Source organism: Candidatus Methylospira mobilis, from assembly GCF_009498235.1.
GTDB classification, from domain to species: Bacteria; Pseudomonadota; Gammaproteobacteria; order Methylococcales; family Methylococcaceae; genus Methylospira; species Methylospira mobilis.
In genome coordinates this window covers 288,515-308,837 of the sequence record NZ_CP044205.1, presented here as the reverse complement: position 1 = coordinate 308,837, position 20,323 = coordinate 288,515, and the positions used below count along the sequence as shown (strand labels likewise).

Sequence of the window (20,323 nt, the reverse complement as noted above, 5' to 3'; positions counted from 1 at the left end):
TGTCCTTTTATACAGGTTTCAGGTATCCGAATACCTGGAGCCGGAATTACTACCAGGTAAGCATTCAGGATGGATTTTACAGGCGCTCGTTGCCTGGCTCCATACTGCAATATCTGAAATATGACTATCCTATTTTGTCGGCAATACAGAGCATTATAACGATATCCTCCGTAACAATACGATTAAGCAAAGCAAAAAAGGAAACAGCAGGTTTTTTCTTTGTTTTTTTATTTCGCCATGGGGCGGATACTATTGGCCGCCGACTGGACGCTATGCCGTTGTCCCGGTTGCGCAGCAACCGGTATATTTTGACGGCGCCATTCCGCGTAAACCCGATTATGAAGAGATTTCCGGTTTTGTAAAATGCCTGCGGGCCGACCTCATTCCGGGTGGGGGTGAAATTACATCTGTATTTTTTGTCTTTTCTGACTTTATACGAATATGCAGCCAATCAAGCGAATTGTAATTATTGGGGCCACCTCTGCGATTGCCGAGCACTGCGCCCGGCTCTGGGTGCAGGACAAGGCAATTGATCTCACTCTCCTGGGCCGCGACGTCAACCGAGTCGAACGGGTAGCGGTCGATCTGCGGGTCCGTAGCCCGCAGTCGAATATTCGCGCCGTGCAGGCAGAACTCCTTAACCCGATATCGATTCAACTGGCAGTAGACAGTATTGTCGAGCCGGGTCCGGTCGATACCGTTCTGATCGCTCAAGGCTTCCTGCCCGAGCAGAGCGTCTGTCAAACAGACCTGGAGGCCTGCCGTGAGGCGTTGGAAATCAATGGAATCTCGCCTGTGCTTTACGCTGAGGCTTTTGCCGGACATATGGCCCGCGAGAATCGAGGCAGTCTGGCGTTGATCGGATCGGTTGCCGGCGACCGTGGACGCAAATCCAACTACGTCTATGGCGCGGCAAAGGGTTTGGTTACTCGTTATGCGCAGGGATTGCAGCACCGCTTCGCCGGCACAGGCGTCAAGGTAGTGCTGATCAAGCCGGGGCCGACGGACACCCCGATGACGGCCCACCTGAAAGACAAAGGCATCAAACTGGCTGCGGTTGAAGATGTCGCACAACAGATTGTGAGTGCGGTAGATCGCGGCCAGGCGGTTGCTTATGTGCCAGGAAAATGGCAACTCATTATGTGGATGATCAGGCACCTTCCTGCATTAATTTTCAACAGGATTAACATATAATATACGCGGAAATTCTGATTCTGCCGTGTCAGCGTCAGGCAGTTTGACTTGAGATAACGAGGCTCAATGAACAACAAAAATATACCGGGAAGCAGGGCGGCAGAATGGTTGGTGCCTGCAATGGGCGGGACCATTTTTTTCGCTGCGTTCTATCTACGCTACTCCCAGATATATCCTGGGGGGCTTAACTTGCTTGACGACGGCATTATTACAATGAGTCATGCAAGGAATCTTGTTGATTATGGATTTATTGGGGTTGGACCGTCTGGTGAAAGGGTGGAGGGATATTCCGCCCCGGTGCAGTTTTTTGTTTATGCGTTTTTATATCTGGTTTCAGATATAGGAATCCTGGAGTATGCTCAAAAGCAGACCTTTGTATGCACAGTGGCTTTGGGCATTATATTTACTCTGTTTTTTTCAGAAAGAAAATATTTTTCTTTGCTTGCTGCTCTTGTATGTGCAACAGGGTTGACGCAACTGACTTCTTTTATTCAGTGGCAAGGTTCGGGGATGGAAAATGCGATTACTCATCTCCTTTTTTTGTTGACAGTATATTTATTTTACGATTTTGCAAGAAAAAAAAGGATAAATTATATTTTCATGGCCATTCCCTTTTTGGCCAGCATATCAAGACTGGACGGGATTTATCACATATTCCCTTTACTGGTCATTTTCTCTGCCTACTGGCTTGTTGTCGAGAAGAGTTACAGGGGTTTCATATTTCTGGTTGCTACGATGACAGTATGGGCAGGATACAATTCGTGGCGTTTCCTTTATTTTGGTGATTTATCGCCGAATACCGCTTATGCCCAGGGAATATCCATAGGCACAAGACTTTCAGCATTAATCAGCCTCAACCAGGATTTTCTTGCCGAGTCGCTTACCCTTTCAAAATCAATATTTTCTTATCATGGCGGCTACTACCTTTTAAGTGCCGCCCCATTTTTTGTTTGCCTTGAATGGAAGAAAGAGAAAGAGCGGGCACTGGTTTTTTTATTGTCCTTATCCATCATACTTACCGCGGTGCTTAACCCAGTTTTTTTGGGACCGACGAGACTTGATATAACCCGTTCAACAACGCAAATGGCGATTTTTGTTTTTACAGCCATTTTCTGCATGTTCTATTCAATTAAAACAAAAATATTTTTTTATTTCACTCCGTTACTGGTGCTTCTTGCCGTTGTTGCTCACAAAAACAATTACGTTCAGCCATACGATTGTTGCTGGAAATTAGAGGAATTTAATTCCATTAGAAAAGAACTCAAGGAAGTTGCAGACAGGGAAGCTATACCGAGACCCACCATTTCAAATCCTGACCTTGGCTTGATGAGCTGGTATAAGCAGTTCAATATAGTCGACCTGGGCATGCTGGGCTCCCAGATTATGGCAAAATTAAAAAACGGCCCATTGGTTGCGGATTATTTTTTTGATTTTGCGGCGCCCGATATGATAGAAAGCCATGAGTACTGGTCATGCGTGTACTACGAATCCATCTTTGCTGATGCGAGATTCAAAGAAAAATATCAGCCAATTCGTGAAAGTCTGGTTACATATGAGCCTTGCGGCCGCAAAACCCTGCCAGTCGGGGTTTGGATACGGAAGGATATTATAAAATCATCCACCGCGCCGGAAAGAATGCTCATGAATGATCTTGCCAAAAACCTGAACGTTGAAAGAATTTCCAGTGAGCTGGATCAGTGTCTCGCCACTGATTCCAACTGCACTTATGTTGCGCGGGCGGCTTATAGATTCCTGCCGGAATTAAGAGTCAACGGGCAATTGGAAAAGACGAAATCCATTTTCGCGAAAAGTCCAACCAGAGATTTTGACATGTTCTTACTGACCGGTTTCAGCGATGGAAAAAGCAACGAGAATGCCATTGCATTTTTGTTTAATAACTTTTTACAGAAAAACGGTCTTGCCAGGGCTGATAGCGGCAAAGGTTACGATATATATATAAATAAGGATTACGTCGCATACTTGAACAATAATTGCTCATCAGAAAGCATTGCGACGCCATTTTACTTACATGTTTTTCCTTCGAATCCCGACTCTCTATCTTCAAAGGAAAAAACCAATGGATATGCAAACCTGGATTTTAATTTTCTTATCCAGGGCAATTTGGATTTAAATTTGCGCGCCCATGGTTTTAAAGCGGGCAACATGTGCGGCGCCATTAGAAAACTACCTGACTGGGACGTTGGCAATATTCGCACGGGGCAATGGATTCCAAAGAATCAAGCGCTTGTGTGGGAAAAAACCGTTGCGTCGATGAAATAAAAGCTTCAGGAAATTGAAATTGGCGCTGGTTTAACAGGGTGGTGAAGCCCCCCATAACCCACTATGCCTTGTGTCCCTGTACTTGATAAAAACACAATGGGTGGTATGAAAATCGAGTTTTTCACCACCCTGTCAATCGATGTTTCCCGTTGTTTGTTTTCCAGCCCATTAAACTGGAAATCTGCCGACACTAATTAAATCAGTGTATACTCGAACAGGCAATCGCAGTTCCGATTGAATGGCGAACGATATTGACGATACCTGGCAAAATAAGATATCCTTGAAACCAGACTTAGGTCATAGTACGCGGACATAGTCTGCTCTGCTCGTTACCTGAAGCGCTTACAACCGCACTATGAAACTTTCTGTTGTTGCCACATTATATCAGTCCGCGCCCTATCTGCTGGCTTTTCACCACAGGGTCACACAGAGCGCAAGGGAATGGGCAGGAGACGACTACGAGATCATATTGGTCAACGATGGATCGCCTGATAACAGTCTCGAACTGGCCGTTCGCCAGGCCGGGCTCGACCCGCATATTGTCGTGGTTGATTTATCTCGTAACTTCGGCCACCACAAGGCCATGATGACCGGTTTGGCCCATGCTCAAGGCGAGTATGTGTTTTTAATAGACAGCGATCTGGAGGAAGAACCGGAATGGCTGCCCGTTTTTGCCGAATACATGGCGCAATGCTCATGCGATGTAGTATACGGCGTGCAGAGCCAACGGCGGGGAGGCTGGTTCGAACGCTGGAGCGGCCGGTGGTTCTATCGTTTGGTTCAACTGCTTACCGGGATGGATTTGCCTGAAAACGTTATCACCGCGCGCCTGATGCGCAACCGTTACGTCGAAGCCTTGGTGCGGCATGACGAACGTGAAGTGTTTATAGCCGGTCTATGGTACATTACCGGGTTCGATCAGCAGCCTTATGCCGTAGTCAAGCATAGCACCAGCGCGACCACTTACAGTCTGCGACATAAACTTGCCATGCTGGTCAACTCGGTAACCTCGTTCAGCAGCGCTCCGTTAATTGCCATTTTTAACCTCGGCCTTTTTATTTCGCTATGTGCAGCCGTTTATTTCGCCTACCTGATAATCCTTTGGCAGTTTTTTGCACGCCCGTTGAGCGGCTGGACTTCGGTCATGGCATCCATCTGGCTGCTGGGAGGACTCACGATTTTCTTCATCGGCGTCATCGGCATTTACCTGTCACGCATTTATTCGGAAACCAAGCGCCGCCCTTATACCATCATCAGAAAAATATATGGACAACGTAGAAATGGGTAGGCTGCCGAGCGGCGATGTGTCGCTCGCCGAACTGTCCGATTATTACAGCGACGCACTAAATCGTCATGGAGCGACCCCGCGCGGAGTGGACTGGAATGGAGAAGACAGCCAAAAACTGCGTTTTGCCCAGCTGTGCAGGTTGTTTGACTTGCCGGGCGCATTTTCCGTCAATGATCTCGGTTGCGGCTATGGCGCGCTCCTCGACTACCTGACGCCGCAATACCCGGATATCCGGTACCGGGGTTATGATATTGCTGCCGGAATGATCGAGAGCGCGCGAGCCAGTCATGCCGCAGCTATCGGCGCGAGCTTCGTTCTCGCCTCCGAACCCGACCGGATTGCCGATTACAGCGTCACCAGCGGTATTTTTAATATCAGGCTCGCATGCCCCGACGACGCGTGGCGCGATTATATTCTGCGGACTTTGGCGGCGCTCGACCGTTGCAGTACGCGCGGGTTTGCCTTCAATTGCCTGACAATCTATTCGGATCGCGAAAAAATGCGTCCCGATCTCTATTATGCCGACCCTTGCTTTCTGTTCGACTATTGCAAGCGTCATTATTCGCGCAATGTCGCTCTGTTGCACGACTATGGACTGTACGATTTTACCCTATTGGTAAGGAAGGCGCTGTGAGCAACCCGCTGGTCATTTTTGGCGCAGGCGAAAGCGCGGAAATTGCGCATTACTACTTTACTCACGACTCCCCTTATACCGTTGCTGCGTTTGCCGTGGATGGCGCATGGGTCAACAGCGCATCTTTTTGCGGTTTGCCTCTGGTGGCCTTCGAGCAACTACCCGCCGAATATCCGCCACAAACGCATGATCTTTTTATCGCTACGGGTTACAGCGGTTTGAATCAGTTGAGGCGAGAGAAGTATCTCGCCTCAAAAGAGCAGGGCTACCGGCTGGCCAGCTACCTGAGTTCGCGCGCAAGCCTGCTCAATGAAGGCCGCTTCGGCGACAATTGCTTTATCCTGGAAGATAATACCGTGCAGCCTTTTGTCCGGATAGGAAGTAACGTAACGCTCTGGAGCGGCAACCATATCGGTCACCATAGCATTATTCGCGATCATTGTTTTTTGGCTTCGCATATCGTGATTGCCGGAGGAGTCGAGATCGGCGAGTCCTGCTTTATCGGTATTAACGCCACCCTACGCGGACATATCAAGATAGGAGAAAAGTGCGTTATTGGCGCGGGTGCATTGCTGTTGTCCGATGCCGAGCCATACGGCGTGTATATGGGCAACGCAACTGAGCGCTCCCGAGTACCCAGCAACCGCCTGAAAAAAATATAACCATGAAGTGGCGTAAATTTGGCCTGCTATTCTGTGCGGAAGGCCAGCGTCCCTGGCTGCAAACGCACGCATCCGTCCCCATTGGCGAACATATTGCAGACGATTTTTACCGTATCTATTTCAGCGCCCGCGACGCTTCCAACCGCGCCCATACCGGATTCGTCGTAATCGATTTGCAGCAGCCGCAAACCGTGCTCGAAGTTTCGGAACGCCCGGTATTAGCCCCAGGCGGTTTGGGCATGTTCGACGACAGCGGTACGATGGCGACTTGGCTCACCCAGGCCGGAGCGCGGCGTTACCTGTATTACGTCGGCTGGAACCTGGGAGTGACAGTACCCTTTCGCAACGCCATAGGAGTGGCAATCAGCGACGGCAATGCGCCGTTTGTTCGTTACGCACCAGGCGCGGTCGTTGACCGCAGCCTGCACGAACCGCATTTTTGCGCCAGCTGCTGTGTGATCAAGGAAGGTGAAGAGTGGCACATCTGGTATGTCTCGTGTACCGGCTGGGAACCGCACCTGGGTGGCCCTGTGCATCGTTATCATATTAAATACGCGACGTCGGATGACGGCATTCATTGGCAGCGCAACGGACATATTGCCATTGATTATGCAAACGAGAATGAAGTTGCCATTTCTCGCCCTTCAGTGCTGCACGACGCTGACGCCTGGAAAATGTGGTATTCGCACCGGGGGAAGGGCAGTTACCGTATCGGCTATGCCGAGTCCGCCGACGGCAGGCACTGGCTGCGCCAGGATCATCGCTCAGGTATTGATGTCTCGCTGTCCGGCTGGGATGCGGAAATGATCGAATACCCCCATGTTTTCGATCATGAGGGGCAGCGGTTCATGCTGTACAATGGCAACGGCTACGGACGCAGCGGATTTGGACTGGCGGTGCTGGATTGACCGCATCAAACGCAGGCAAAAGGCAGCCCATCCCTTTAGGGAAGCGCTGATCGAGTCCTTCGACAGGCTCAGGACGAACGGCAAGTGGTTGTTTCCGTTCGTGGGCGTAGCGCGGCGCATGCGGCTGGAGAGCTTATCGAACCATGAACGGAAACGCTTTATTCCGCGTTTAATTAAGTGACCGGTTTTTTTTGAGGCGCTGAGCGAGTACATTGTATCCTGGAAGCCCTACCCCGAACTACAAGAGGAGCTGAACAGCTTTACGGTGGATGCATTTATTATGAAGCCGACAAAATATTAACTCCATTATATGCTGTAAAAATGCAATATACAAAATTAGGAAACAGCGGACTTACCATTAGCTTGCTTTCCATGGGAGCAATGAATACCAGCTCAGCCGGAGAAAAACTTAAGATTTTTGATTGCGCTTACGAATCCGGTGTAAATTATTTTGATACGGCTGACGTATATGAAAACGGTGAATCAGAAATATTTTTAGGCAAGTTTTTATCCAGCAAGGAAAGAAGCAAATTAATAATCGGGTCAAAAGCATTTTTTAAAAAAGGGGATTCAGTTCTCGAAAAGGGCTTAAGCAGAAAAAACATTATCCACTCGGTAAACACCTCTCTCTCAAGACTGAATACCGACTATTTGGATATTTTCTATTGCCATCGGTATGATGACTCAACCCCAGCCGAAGAAACAATCACTACAATCCAGAACCTGATTAACAATGGTAAAATATTATATTGGGGCATAAGCTCATTTTCAGCTTATCAATTGTGCGAATTTTATTTCAAGGCAAGAGAGCTAGGGTGCGACCTACCTATTGCAGGCCAGTATGCCTATAATTTATTTAACGACGATATCAAAAATCTAAAAGAAACAATCTCGAAACTTAATATAGGCATTATTGGATATTACCCGTTAAGTCAGGGGATACTTTCCGGCAAATACAATACAAAAAGCATTGACAGGGAAAGCAGAGCAAGCAACGAATTTTTAAAACAGAAAATGTGGGACTTTAACGAGGAAAAGCTAAACAAGGCAAAAGAATTTTCCAACCTTGCAAAAAAGCTCAATTACTCTCCATCAGCTTTGGCATTAAAATGGTGCCTAAGCAACTCCATTGTGAGCAGTGTTCTTTCGGATGTCAGCAAAATAGAACAATTAGTGGAGAATCTGGGTTTTTTAAGCATTAACATGAACCAGGAATTAACAACTGAAATAGAATCACTTTTTAAATAAGCACTGTCAGTGTTCGCGCTGATCCAACAGGGCGGAGAAAAACCCGATTTTCACGAAACCTCTCCCGATACGGGGTACTCTTAATTCATAGAGCGCACCACAAATCGTGGTAGAATTTCTTGTAAGCGGCCTTTTCCCCGATGCTAAGCATCTGTGTCTGTCCAACCCATCGCCGAACGAAAGCGGCTCACGCCTTCGAAGGCTGTTATCTCCGGAATAACGGAAGGCACCTCGCCCTCGGCGATCTTCCTCGTCAGTTTAGTTATGGATATTCAGGATATTAAGTCATTATGAAAACAAATAGCCAGGTTACTTATCAAATAGAAGATCATACTCTCTCATTTGAATTTCAGGGCGACACTTTTCAAGGAGATAATGATGTTTTATTAGAAAATGATATCAACCTTCTTCTTGATACGCCTTGGAACAGCTTGGGATATACCATCCAACCCTTCCTTGACCAGGAAAGTTTTGCCTTAATAAAAAAAGGTATACAAGGCAAGCTTGCCAGGCTTATAGTAAGGGCCGGTGGAAAAATAGACGATAATTTCGAGCTGGAATCATATCACGCCTATGTCGATGACGAGTTGCACCTTAAGGTAGCAAGCTTGATTCATCATGGATGGCACGTTTCTGATTTCCCCATAAACTTCGACATTGTGAACGACAGGATTTCAGAAATTCTGGGAAATAAGGTATCCGCCCAGGCGAAACACGACAATTTTAATCATTATTTCATGAGAATAGTTCGTCCAAACAAAATGAAAGACAACAACCCGCCTCATCGAGATGTTTGGCTGGATCGTTTGAGAAATGCAGTCAATATATATGCGCCTCTTTGCGGCAGCACCATTAGAAGCTCTTTACCTTTAGTTGCGGGCAGCCATTTTCTTAAGGAATCCGACATAACAAGAACCGCCGATGGCGCATTTATAAATGAAACCCAATACACGGTACCCGGGGTTATTTTTGTTAAAAACGAGATCCCGAAATTGACAAGGCCCGACCCCAAGGAAAACGAAGTTATGATTTTTTCACCCTACTTGATCCATGGTGGCGGATACAACTTGAATGACAACCAAACCAGAATGTCATTGGAGATTAGGTTTTGGATGGCTTAATGAATTACGCATAGACAAATAAAGGCGTTCATGCATTGTCCTGGCGGGGCGGTATCTGACCAGGGGTTGGCATGAGCCTGTAACATCGCGTATAATGGATAGATTGATGGTATATTCCAATATAACCCAGCCAATATCAATATCCATCACAGGACTTTGCGCGTGCGTGCTTGGCATCTACCTGAATCCGTGCTGAGCTAGAATCAACAGTATGATTTCATAAGAAACTCACGTTCATTTTAGGTGAAGCAAAAGCGCAGCATCCCTATGAATTCTAGGACTATTCCGAAAATCGACCACGGATAGATAGCACGCCAACATTATGTTTAACACCGTTGCTGTTCGCTAAAAACCGGGAGTTTTTGGCGACGGAAGATCTTCATGTTTTCAACCATGCAGGACAGCGACTTCTGACATACCACGGAAAAATTATGGACATAGCGGATTTTGGCTGGTGGTGCTGGGTTGATTAATATCGTCGGTAAACAGATTCTGCGCTATGCTCTGGTCGGCCTATTCAGCAATAGTGCCGGATACTGTGTTTACCTGTTGATTACCTCGCTGGGTTTTGCTCCCAAGGCTACGATGTCGGTCTTGTATCTGCTGGCGGCCAGCATCGGCTATATCGGGAACCGGCAATGGGCTTTTACTCATCGCGGCAACCCGCTTGCCAGCGCCGTGCGCTATACTTCCGCGCACCTGATGGGCTATGGCATCAACCTGTCGTTATTGCTGGTATTCACCGACCGTCTGAATTATCCGCATCAGCTGGTGCAAGCGGCGGCCATACCTGTTGTGGCGGTTTTTTTGTTTGTCTGTTTCCGTTATTTTGTTTTTCCGCAGAATGAAAGAAAATTGGATACCGATCCATGATTCAGTGCCCCACATGCAACCAGCTTTACCCTGCCACCGAGCCATCATGCCCGCATTGCGGGTTTACAGTGCCGCAACTGGCGGGCTTTCCTGCTTGGGCACCCGCTTTGGCTCAACAATCGGAAGGCTTCAAGGCCGAGTATTTCGAGACATTGGCGCTACTAGAAGCCGGAAGTTTTTGGTTTCGCGCCAGAAACGCATTGATATTGTGGGCTTTGCACCGCTATTTCTCCCAATTGAAATCGTATCTTGAAGTGGGGTGCGGGACCGGTTTTGTGTTTTCCGCCGTCGCTGACGCGTTTCCGCGCGCGCGCATGGTTGGCAGCGAAGTATTTTCCGCAGGCCTTTCCGTTGCAGCTGAACGGGTTCCATCCGCCATGCTGGTACAGATGGATGCCCGCGCGATACCCTACAATGAAGCATTCGATGTAGTGGCGGCATTCGATGTTATCGAGCACATCAAGGAAGACGATGCCGTGTTACACGCCATGTACCGGGCGGTTAAGCCGGGCGGCGGCGTTTTAATTACCGTGCCGCAACACCGCTGGCTATGGAGCAGCGTGGATGATCACGCTTGCCATCAGCGTCGCTATCATGCGCCGGATTTACATCGACAACTGAATGCAGCCGGCTTTGAAATTGAGCGCAGCACTTCGTTCGTGAGTTTGCTGTTGCCGCTTATGCTGCTGTCGCGTTTGCGCGCGCGCCGCGATACTGCGTTCGATCCACGCGATGAGTTGCGTCTCAATCCGTTGCTGAACCGGCTTTTCGAAGGGATACTCGCGTGCGAACGCGCCTTGATACGTGCAGGGCTGGATTTACCAGTCGGCGGCTCGCGTTTGCTGATTGCCCGCAAGCCAGTAAAGGTGCGCTCCGTTGAGCGCTGAGTTTATCCCATTTAACCGTCCGTGGATGACCGGCAAGGAGCTGTCCAATATAGCCGAGGCGCACGCCAATATGCACCTGGCCGGCGACGGCCCTTTTACGCGGCGCTGTCATGAGTGGCTGGAGCAGCGCAGCGGCTGCGTCAAGGCACTGCTGACGCATTCCTGTACCGCAGCGCTGGAGATGGCTGCATTGTTGCTGGATATTCAGCCCGGCGACGAAGTGATCCTGCCCTCCTGGACTTTCGTGTCTACCGCCAACGCCTTCGTGCTGCGCGGCGGCGTGCCGGTGTTTGTCGATATTCGCGAAGATACGCTTAATCTCGATGAACGCTTGATTGAAGCTGCGATAACCCCGAAAACCCGCGTGATTGTGCCGGTGCATTATGCCGGCGTGAGCTGCGATATGGACGCCATTATGGAAATTGCCCGTCGTCATGCCCTCAAGGTGGTTGAAGATGCCGCCCAGGGAGTTATGACCGACTATCGCGGGAAGGCGCTCGGCAGTATAGGGGATCTGGGCTGTTACAGTTTTCACGAAACCAAGAACCTGATTTCCGGTGAAGGCGGAGCTTTGCTGATCAACGATCCCGCGCTGGTTCAGCGCGCCGAAATCATTCGTGAAAAAGGCACGGATCGCAGCCGTTTTTTCCGTGGCGAGATCGACAAGTATACCTGGCAGGATCATGGCTCATCTTTTCTTCCGGGCGAGCTGATTGCTGCTTTTCTTTTGACGCAGTTGCAACACGCGGCATGCATTACCGAGAGCCGTTTGGCGTGCTGGCAGTATTATCACCAGCGCTTGCAGCCGCTGGAAGCTTGCGGTTTGCTCCGACGCCCTTTCGTGCCGGAAGATTGCCGGCATAACGCGCACATGTACCCCATTCTGCTGAATCCCGGCGCTGACCGGCAGACGGCACTGCAGGTTTTTGGCAGCGCAGGTATTGGCGTGGTGTTTCATTACGTTCCACTACATAACTCGCCTGCGGGTTTACGTTATGGCAGAGCCACGGGCGCTTTACCCGTTACCTGTTCAGTCGCGGAACGTCTGATTCGTTTGCCGTTATGGATAGGTTTAACACAGACGCAGCAGGATCGAGTGGTTGAGGTCCTGTATGGCTGTTTAGCGGGAGGAGCGTGAACCAGAACGGTTGAGGTAAAGCTTTGGGTTCTGCTTTCGCGCATGCGGCGCTTGTGACTTTGCCTCGTGATTGCGGGCTTGTTATACTTTATGTATTTACCGGATCAGGGATATTTAATGCGCATAGACTCCAGTTTGAATGTTTTATTGTGTGGAATTTTGCTGCTGACTACGGCAAGTTGCTCCTCGGTGTTCAGAGTGGACCCTAACGACCCGCTCGAGGTAAACGAAGAGGTGGCGGTCGAACGCGACCCATTCAAGAATATCATGTATTTCCATGGACCGGTAATAAGCAACGCTGCGGATAACGGCAGCGACGCGCCGGAAGTGGAAGATATTGAGTTACATGCCCGCACCGAGCAGAATCGGCCTACGCGTTATTTTCTGCGTATCACCGACTACTACGACGGCGATTGGCGCGGTTTCGATCAGGCTTTCGACCTGGCCGGGGAAAAATTCCATGCGTTGGCGGTAATGCATAATGTCAACTGCACCTTGTTCTGCGGGTACGACGAAATGCTGGATATCGAGCTGAGCAGGAAATATCTAGACGACCACGCCCATACCGGCATCACCATGCGTTTGTATGGCCCGTCAAGCGCCGCGTCAGCGCCATTTACCCTTCCTGCTGGGTATATACAGGGCTTTTTGAAAGGTTCGTACAGCGATTAGACACATGTGCACGAAGACACGAAGATAGTTCGCAACAGTAGCCGTTACCGTGTAAATTGCGTAGCGAACAGCAACCCTCATCTCTCCCGCCAGGCATAGGTATCCACACAGATGCCCTCTCCTGTGGGACAAATACGTCAGGAACGTATTTGGTCGAGCGCAGCTCGCCCGCAGGGTTCCGGGCGGAATAGCCCGGAAACACTGAGCTAGAGTGAGGGTAAAAGCGTTTGAGTTATCAAAAGCTTTGACGCATGCAACAAGCGCTTTACACCCTCACCCCTGCCCTTCTCCATAGGGAGAGGGGATTAAAAGAAAAACCGTCATTCTGGCATGGATTGCCGGAACCCGGACGCCTGGGAAGAAGAGGCCAGAGCAACATCGCTGTCGACCTGATGCCGTCGTCATTCCCTGACGGCATGACGCTACCCCATTGATTCCAGATTGCGTTATATCAACAGAACCTGACCATTTGTTCGTGTTTTTCGTGTTTTTCGTGGACAACGCCTTACATCAAACCCGAGCACGCGAAGTATCGCCGTTTACGCATAGGGGTTCGTTGCCGCAGTTCCCATATTGGCGGCGACGCCTACCAGGCCCACGGTAATGTCATGTATCACTTCAGCGGCGAGCTCCAGCGGGTCGATGCCGGGGGTTATCGCCTTGATCGCCTGCTCCAGAATCGCCGCTTCGGCCGCCACCAGGGGCGCAGCTAACGAGGTGCCGGATGCAACCTTTACCGGCGCCGTTTGCCCTGCGGAGGTCATGGTTCCATAACCCAGCAGATAGGCGCCAGGCGCATCCACATAATCATAAGCGGTGCTCATGCCGGCCTGATTACTGAAACTGGCTTGCGTGATACCCGATGTATTGTTAGCGGAGTATTGCGTTGCACCGGCGGCAATGACATTACCCATGCTTTTTGCCAAATAGGCGGGAAAGTCCGGCGAGTTTTGGGCATTGTTGCCTGCCGCCACTGTTATAATCACGCCTTGTTTAGATGCGTTCTGCATCGCAGCGTATACTGAACTATCCAGCGTGGAGCCTCCAAGCGACAGATTGATGATATTGGCTCCGTTTTGCACGGCATAATTGATGGCAGTGGCTATATCCGCATTATTGAAAACAGCACTGTTGGATGCCGCGTCGTAATGTGACGTTTGTAATTCCATTAGTGTCGCTTCATAGGCTCCGCCGGTCACGGCGGCGCTGCCGGCGACACCGGCGCTGGCCGGGGCTGCGATCATCTGGCTCGCGACTAATGAACCATGCGATCCGCTATCGAGGTTTTGTATGCTTGCGCCCGGGTTGGCGATATTGGTGCTCAGCGGGCTGAGATGCAGTGTCAGCGCGGGATTGTTCAAGTCTATGCCGGTATCAATGTCGGCAATGGTAATTCCTTTTCCGGTATAGCCGGCATGCCAGGCATCCTGAAAGTTCGCTGCACCTACGCCCCAGTTAAGCGTTTGCGGAGAGGGTGTGGCGATGTGGGTAACGGCTTGCCCTGTCGCCAGACTCAGTGCGCTATTCAGGTTGATTGCGCCAAAACCGGTAGTGCTGCTCCAGGAAGCGTTGCCGGCGGATAAATTCAGCGTGCCGGCGTCGAGCGTGTTCAAGCTGAGCGGAGTTTGTATTTGGGTCGCCGGCAGTGCTTGCGACCCAACCCCCCACTGACCGGCGCCTCCGCCATGAGTGACCCAGGCCGTCCATGAGCCGTTGCTGACGTTGGAGGTGAATGCCAGATCTCCATCCGCAAATTTCACATCGACCCCGGAATTATTCGCGCCGTCCATCGGACGCGTCAGTTGAAATTGAATGATCTGATTATTTTGCGTATTGGCCAGCGTGACCAGGCCGTAGTATCCGGATACCGTATATGATTTATACGAACCGGCTACTTGCAGCGAATACAAAGTGTGATTGCCGCTAGCCGTATCGTTGCCGTAAGCGGCGTTGCTGATATTGACATCGCCCAGCGTACCGATTACAAAAGTGTTCGCATTATTTTGCGCGACGCCCGCGTAGATCGTCAGATAATCCCCCGGCGCATAAATATTGCCCGAAACTGCCGCGATATTTTGCGCTCTTGTGTATGAAGCGGTCATTGTGCTGAAACTCATAAGATTCGCAGGCCGGGTTAGCCCGATAAGGGCCTAACCCGGCAGATCAACGTTTACAATCAGGCGTGCGCCGTGGTCGAAGCGACGCCGATCAAACTCAAGGCAGTTGCAGACTGAGTAATATCACTGACAGCCAGGGCTGCTATCTGGGCAGCGCTATACTCAGGATGCACGGTCGCGATCGCCTGTTCAACAACCGCCGCTTCCGCCGCAACCAGCGGAGTCGCCATGGAGGTGCCTGAATCCGTTACTACCTGGCCGTTGTTGTTGTAGCCCTGCAGGTTAACGCCAGGCGCATCGACAAAATTGTATGGCGTGGCGCTGCCCGCGTGATTGCTGAAGCCGGCAAGACTCAGCGACGAACCCGATTGCTGGGTGGCGCCTACCGCAATCACATCGCTCACCGTTTGCGCGTAAGCGGCAGGATAGGCGGGAGAGCTCGCGCCGCTGTTGCCGGCGGCAATCGCAACCACTACGCCCTGGCTGGCGGCATATTGCAGGGCTGCTTGCAGCGTCGCGTCGGGAGATGCGCCGCCCAGCGACATATTGATGACATTGGCGCCATGATTTACCGCATAGGTGATCGCGGTGGCGATAGTGCCGTCGCTACCGCTACCGGAAGCGTCCAGCGCCTTCAATATCATCATCTGCGCGCCGTAAGCTCCCCCAACCACGTTATTGCTCGAATTCGCGGCCGCAGCCAGTTCGCTGGCGGTAAATGAACCGTGGCCGTTGTCGTCCTGTACATTGGCGTTGTCGCCGACGAAGTTCCAGTCATATTGGCTCAGGTTGTGCGTCAGCGCGGCGTTATTCAGGTCGACGCCGGTATCGATGTCGGCGATTACCACACCCTTGCCGGTAAAACCCGCCGCCCAGGCGTCCTGAAATTTCGCCGAACTGATGCCCCATTCCACCGGCTGCGCCGGCGCGGCGTCGGCAAGCGTTTGCCCTGTCGCCAGATCCAGAGCTTTCAGCACGCTGATTTCGCCGAGGCCGCTTGTACTGCTCCAACCGGTTGATACGGGCGTAGACGGATTTGTAGTCGGCGCGGTCGTAGGGCTTTTCGTGGGCGTAACCGGGTGGATGACCTGGGTCAGATGCCCGTTCGAATAATAATCGATTTCCGTTACCACCCCGCCTGCGTTGCTATGGATGACGGAGCTCAACTGATTATTGCTATAAGTAAAGGTTTCGGTCTCGAAGACGCCGTTGGCGTTGGCGCGAATCTCAGAGGTCAGCTGGTTCCGGCTATTGTAACTGAAGGTATCGGTTTCAATTACGGTATGTCCGTTCGCAGCATACTGCGTCTGAGACAACAAAACGTTATTGGCATTAAATGTGCCGCTTGCGGTCAGCACGCCATTGACGAAGATACTTTCGGTATAACCGCCCTGCGCATTGGTTATAAATTTTGCTTCGCTATTGCCGGCAAACACGTCCTGCTCCAGCAACGCCCCTGATGCGTTGTAAAAGTTTTCCACAAGCCAGCCGTTGCTGGTATAGCCAATCAGCTCGTATCCTTGATTGGTATTGACTTTATAGAAGAAACTGGCATTCAGCATGGTTAATTACTCCTGCATAATATCTATCCGGTCAACACGCAGCTCACAATTGCTGCTGGCTTTAGCTATATTTTATCTCAGCAACCGCGCCTATAGAGCACTGCGGTAGGAAAAAAACGTCCTTCCTGCAATTCCCGGACTTGATCCGGGGGTTGCAGGAACCCAGTGGCAAGAACTTTACTTCTATAAGTAGCCAGGCACGCCCGGCGCTCAATATAATGTTACCGCATGACGAATTCCATAGTCCGCGTTTAATCGTAACTCCTTAGGCAACCGCTGATTTAATCGACATATTCTGACAAATACCACATAATATCAATTATTTATCATACGGTTTCGTGCCGCGAACCGATTAAATCAGTGCTTCCCTGGCAACGATTTTTAACATTTGCAGCCTGTATTCATGTTAAAATTTTCTGTTGTTATAGTCGGTTAGCATCAACCCCAGCAGATCAAGGGTTACGTTGGTTGAAATTTTTTTTTCCACCCCCATCTTCAGTCCGGATTCGACATAAAACGCATTGCGAGCGATTGCCCCTTTTTCATTCCATACGCGAAGACAAAGAGAAAGCATGAGGATCTGAATCCTTATCCCCAACCATGAAGATCAAAACTACGGATGACCATGATAAATACACAACAGACCAGCGAGCAGGTCGCCAATCTGCGCGTAGCCTTGTTGCGCTGCAAACAATCGTTTCTCTCTGCGGGGTTTCTCAGTTTCTTCATCAATATCCTGATACTGGCGCCGATGATCTACATGATGCAGATCTACGATCGCGTCATGGCCAGCAGCAGCGTCTCCACCCTGACCATGCTAACCGTGCTGCTGGTATTTTTGCTGACGGTGATGGGCGCGCTGGAATGGGTGCGCTCGCAAATACTGGTGGTCACCAGCAACCGCTTCGATCAAATGTTGAATTCCCGTGTTTTCGACGCCATGTTCACCATCGCGCTGCCCAGTGTCGGCCGTAGCGCCAGCGCGCAGCCGCTCAACGATCTATTGCAGCTGCGCCAGTTTTTGACCGGTAACGGCCTGTTTGCGTTTTTCGACGCGCCGTGGCTGCCGCTCAATATCATCGTCATGTGGTGGTTTCATTGGACATTCGGCGTAGTCGCCGTGATATCCTCGTTTCTGTTGATGGGGCTTAACCTGTGGAACGAGTTGGCAACGCGCGACCTGCTCAAGAAAGCCAATGACGCCGCCATGGACTCCAGCCAGCATACCCAGCGCAATCTGCGTAATATCGAAGTAATCGAGGCGATGGGCATGCTGCCCCGTCTGCGCGCTCGCTGGAAGCTCAAACAGGACACTCTGCTTACCATGCAGGGCAAGGCCAGCGGCAAGGCCGGACTGATCATGGCGCTTTCCAAACTCTACCGCACGGTGATTCAGTCACTCATTTTAGGCTTGGGCGCCTACCTTGCCATAGAAAAGGAAATTTCGCCCGGAGCGATGATCGCCGGCTCCATGCTGCTCGGACGCGCGCTGGCTCCGCTGGATCTGTTGATCGGCAGCTGGAAGGGTTTCGTCAGCGCGCGCGATGCCTATAGCCGCCTGGAAAAACTGCTGGAAGCGGCGCCGTTGCGCGGAACGCCCATGCCGCTGCCTGCGCCCACAGGCCAGATACGCATGGATAACGTTACTATCGTACCGCCCGGATCTAAAAAACCTGTGATAGCTGGAATCAACCTGCAGATAGAAGCTGGTCAGCAGGTAGCGGTTATCGGCCCCAGCGCCGCGGGAAAATCTACGCTCATACGCACGATGCTTGGTCTATACAAGCCCACCATCGGTAGCGTACGCCTGGATGGCGCTGAGATCAGCCATTGGGATCGCGAAATGCTGGGACCATATATTGGCTATCTCCCTCAGGATGTCGAGTTGCTGGACGGCAGCATCAGTGAGAATATCGCACGGTTTGGGCCTGTCGACGCCGAACAGGTAGTTAAGGCGGCCCGTCTGGCAGGCATCCACGACATGCTGCTGCAATTACCCGACGGCTACGACACAGTGATTCAGGGACAAGGCGCACAACTGTCCGCAGGACAGCGCCAGCGCCTTGGCTTGGCGCGCGCACTTTACGGTTCGCCGCGCATCATCATCCTTGACGAACCCAACTCGAACCTGGATCAGGACGGCGAAGCCGCGCTGGCCGGCGCCTTGAACGGATTGCGCGAGCAAGGATGTACCGTGGTGATGGTAACTCACCGACCCAGCATTCTGGAGCAGGTCGATACGATTGCCTTTATGCGCGATGGCCAGCTGGCCGCCTATGGTCCGCGCGATGAAGTACTGCAATCATTGCAGCGCGCCAGCTCCCCGGTGCCATCAACAGCCCAGCCAGCCCGGCAGCAACAACTCCCGCGCACCACAACCATAGCCATACCGAGCAGTAAGGGGGCATAGCCTGCATGAAAAAACATCTAATAAGTATCGCACCCTTAACCGATGACAGCACTCTGCGCCGTGTGGGTATTTTTTTAGTAATAGCCATCTTCGGCGGTTTGGGCGGCTGGGCTGCACTCGCGCCGCTAAGTAGCGCCGCGCATGCGCCGGGGCAGGTTACCGTCGAGAACTATCGGAAAACCGTACAACACCTGGAGGGCGGCATCATCGACTCTATACGAGTACGCGACGGCGACTGGGTGGAAAAGGGCCAGATCATGGTCACGCTTAACGACACCCAGCCCCGCGCCCAGCTCGAAGTATTGCGCGGTCAATATTTAATTACAATGGCGCGTGAAGCGCGCTTGGTTGCGTTACGTGACGATCAATCCCGCATTAAGTACCCACCCGAGCTGCTAGAGGCGCGCGGAGACCCGCGTGCAGCCGAAGCCATGCGCGTACAGAACCAGACTTTTCAGGCGCGCCGCCAGTCGCTGGACAACGAAGTGCATTTGTACCAGGAACAAATCGGACAACTGCGCGCCAAGGAACGCGGCTTACAGGCACAGAAAACCGGACGCGAGCAGCTGATGCGCTCGTACGAAGCTGAGCTGAATGATTTTCAAACCCTGCTGAAGGAAGGCTATAGTGAAAAGCAGACAGTGCGCGATCTCGAGCGTAAATTTGCCAGCAGTCAAGGTGAAAACGGCGAATTGCAGTCTAATCTGGCGGCCGTAAATTTGCAGATGAGTGAAATCCAACTCAAGGTGCTGCAGTTGAAAAAATCATTGCAAAGCGAAGTTGTCAAGGAACTTGCGGAAGTGCAAATGAATCTTTTCGAACTGCATGAAAAAATACACGCCCTTGAACAAACCGTTGAGCGCAGCGTTATCAAGGCGCCCGATGCAGGCAAGGTATTGGGGTTGGCAGTGCATACCCTGGGCGGTGTAATTGCTCCGGGATCGCGCATACTTGAAATTGTGCCTCAAAACGAAAAACTGCTGGTCGAAGCCCATGTTTCTCCGATGGATATCGACCGAGTGAAAATAGGCCAAGGCGCAGAAATTCGCTTCAGCGTGTTCAGATCCAAGGATTTGCCGCGCATTGAAGGCAAGGTGCTGGCGTTGTCGGCCGATAGCCTGGTGTCGGAAGATCCACAGCACACCCCCTATTACCTGGCGCGCGTGGAGGTAAACGCCGAAGGTCTGGAAACGCTTACCCGATTAAATCTGGAACTGCTGCCAGGCATGCCGGCTGAAGTACTGATCCGCACCGGCAAACGTACACTGTTTCAATATCTAGCCGACCCGCTTAGCGATTCGTTCTCGCGTTCCTTTATCGAGGATTAAT

Annotated in this window: 17 protein-coding genes; 14 read left to right on the top strand and 3 right to left on the bottom strand. The window is 51.2% G+C overall.

From position 1 onward, the window contains the following. The first annotated feature begins 441 nt into the window (after positions 1 to 441). The 12 genes from F6R98_RS01165 to F6R98_RS01110 all read left to right on the top strand — a co-directional run bounded on the left by F6R98_RS01165 (position 442) and on the right by F6R98_RS01110 (position 12,905). The gene (locus F6R98_RS01165; protein ID WP_153247383.1) at positions 442 to 1,194 is read left to right on the top strand and encodes an SDR family NAD(P)-dependent oxidoreductase; all 753 of its coding nucleotides are present in this window, start codon (positions 442 to 444) and stop codon (positions 1,192 to 1,194) included. A gap of 66 nt (positions 1,195 to 1,260) precedes the next feature. After that, a complete protein-coding gene (locus F6R98_RS01160; protein WP_153247382.1) occupies positions 1,261 to 3,474 on the top strand; it encodes a hypothetical protein in 2,214 nt (737 codons plus the stop codon). 355 nt (positions 3,475 to 3,829) lie between these two features. Then, positions 3,830 to 4,762 (top strand): glycosyltransferase family 2 protein, encoded by a 933-nt coding sequence (locus F6R98_RS01155; RefSeq protein WP_153247381.1) that lies wholly within the window; start codon positions 3,830 to 3,832, stop codon positions 4,760 to 4,762. Next, positions 4,740 to 5,396: a class I SAM-dependent methyltransferase gene (locus F6R98_RS01150; RefSeq protein WP_228125020.1), complete on the top strand. Its 657-nt coding sequence runs from the start codon at positions 4,740 to 4,742 to the stop codon at positions 5,394 to 5,396. The genes F6R98_RS01155 and F6R98_RS01150 overlap by 23 nt, the downstream gene beginning before the upstream one ends. Further along, a complete protein-coding gene (locus F6R98_RS01145) occupies positions 5,393 to 6,058 on the top strand; it encodes an acetyltransferase (protein ID WP_153247380.1) in 666 nt (221 codons plus the stop codon). The genes F6R98_RS01150 and F6R98_RS01145 overlap by 4 nt, the downstream gene beginning before the upstream one ends. A gap of 2 nt (positions 6,059 to 6,060) precedes the next feature. Then, on the top strand, positions 6,061 to 6,966 hold the full coding sequence (locus F6R98_RS01140) for a glycoside hydrolase family protein (protein WP_228125019.1): 906 nt from the start codon (positions 6,061 to 6,063) through the stop codon (positions 6,964 to 6,966). A 321-nt stretch (positions 6,967 to 7,287) separates the two neighbouring features. Then, positions 7,288 to 8,214 (top strand): aldo/keto reductase, encoded by a 927-nt coding sequence (locus tag F6R98_RS01135; protein ID WP_153247378.1) that lies wholly within the window; start codon positions 7,288 to 7,290, stop codon positions 8,212 to 8,214. A 290-nt stretch (positions 8,215 to 8,504) separates the two neighbouring features. Further along, the gene (locus F6R98_RS01130; RefSeq protein WP_153247377.1) at positions 8,505 to 9,335 is read left to right on the top strand and encodes a hypothetical protein; all 831 of its coding nucleotides are present in this window, start codon (positions 8,505 to 8,507) and stop codon (positions 9,333 to 9,335) included. Between the two features lie 465 nt (positions 9,336 to 9,800). After that, the gene (locus F6R98_RS01125; protein WP_153247376.1) at positions 9,801 to 10,208 is read left to right on the top strand and encodes a GtrA family protein; all 408 of its coding nucleotides are present in this window, start codon (positions 9,801 to 9,803) and stop codon (positions 10,206 to 10,208) included. Between the two features lie 68 nt (positions 10,209 to 10,276). Further along, on the top strand, positions 10,277 to 11,095 hold the full coding sequence (locus F6R98_RS01120; RefSeq protein WP_228125018.1) for a class I SAM-dependent methyltransferase: 819 nt from the start codon (positions 10,277 to 10,279) through the stop codon (positions 11,093 to 11,095). Then, positions 11,085 to 12,233 (top strand): dTDP-4-amino-4,6-dideoxygalactose transaminase, encoded by a 1,149-nt coding sequence (gene rffA / locus F6R98_RS01115; RefSeq protein WP_153247374.1) that lies wholly within the window; start codon positions 11,085 to 11,087, stop codon positions 12,231 to 12,233. Before F6R98_RS01120 ends, rffA begins: the two co-directional genes overlap by 11 nt. Positions 12,234 to 12,350: 117 nt before the next feature. Then, a complete protein-coding gene (locus F6R98_RS01110; protein WP_153247373.1) occupies positions 12,351 to 12,905 on the top strand; it encodes a hypothetical protein in 555 nt (184 codons plus the stop codon). A 539-nt stretch (positions 12,906 to 13,444) separates the two neighbouring features. Here F6R98_RS01110 and F6R98_RS01105 read toward each other — a convergent pair. The 3 genes from F6R98_RS01105 to F6R98_RS21780 all read right to left on the bottom strand — a co-directional run bounded on the left by F6R98_RS01105 (position 13,445) and on the right by F6R98_RS21780 (position 17,158). After that, positions 13,445 to 15,007: a S8 family peptidase gene (locus F6R98_RS01105; protein ID WP_194270083.1), complete on the bottom strand. Its 1,563-nt coding sequence runs from the start codon at positions 15,005 to 15,007 to the stop codon at positions 13,445 to 13,447. Between the two features lie 74 nt (positions 15,008 to 15,081). Further along, positions 15,082 to 16,584, bottom strand: a complete 1,503-nt coding sequence (locus F6R98_RS01100; protein ID WP_153247371.1) for a S8 family serine peptidase — start codon at positions 16,582 to 16,584, stop codon at positions 15,082 to 15,084. Between the two features lie 406 nt (positions 16,585 to 16,990). Further along, on the bottom strand, positions 16,991 to 17,158 hold the full coding sequence (locus F6R98_RS21780; RefSeq protein WP_153247370.1) for a hypothetical protein: 168 nt from the start codon (positions 17,156 to 17,158) through the stop codon (positions 16,991 to 16,993). A gap of 51 nt (positions 17,159 to 17,209) precedes the next feature. Between F6R98_RS21780 and F6R98_RS01090 the strand changes: the two genes are divergently transcribed. Together F6R98_RS01090 and F6R98_RS01085 are read left to right on the top strand one after the other, a co-directional pair. Further along, positions 17,210 to 18,994, top strand: coding sequence for a type I secretion system permease/ATPase (locus F6R98_RS01090; RefSeq protein WP_153247369.1), 1,785 nt, complete (start codon positions 17,210 to 17,212; stop codon positions 18,992 to 18,994). 5 nt (positions 18,995 to 18,999) lie between these two features. Beyond that, positions 19,000 to 20,322: an HlyD family type I secretion periplasmic adaptor subunit gene (locus tag F6R98_RS01085; protein ID WP_153247368.1), complete on the top strand. Its 1,323-nt coding sequence runs from the start codon at positions 19,000 to 19,002 to the stop codon at positions 20,320 to 20,322. Position 20,323 lies beyond the last annotated feature (1 nt).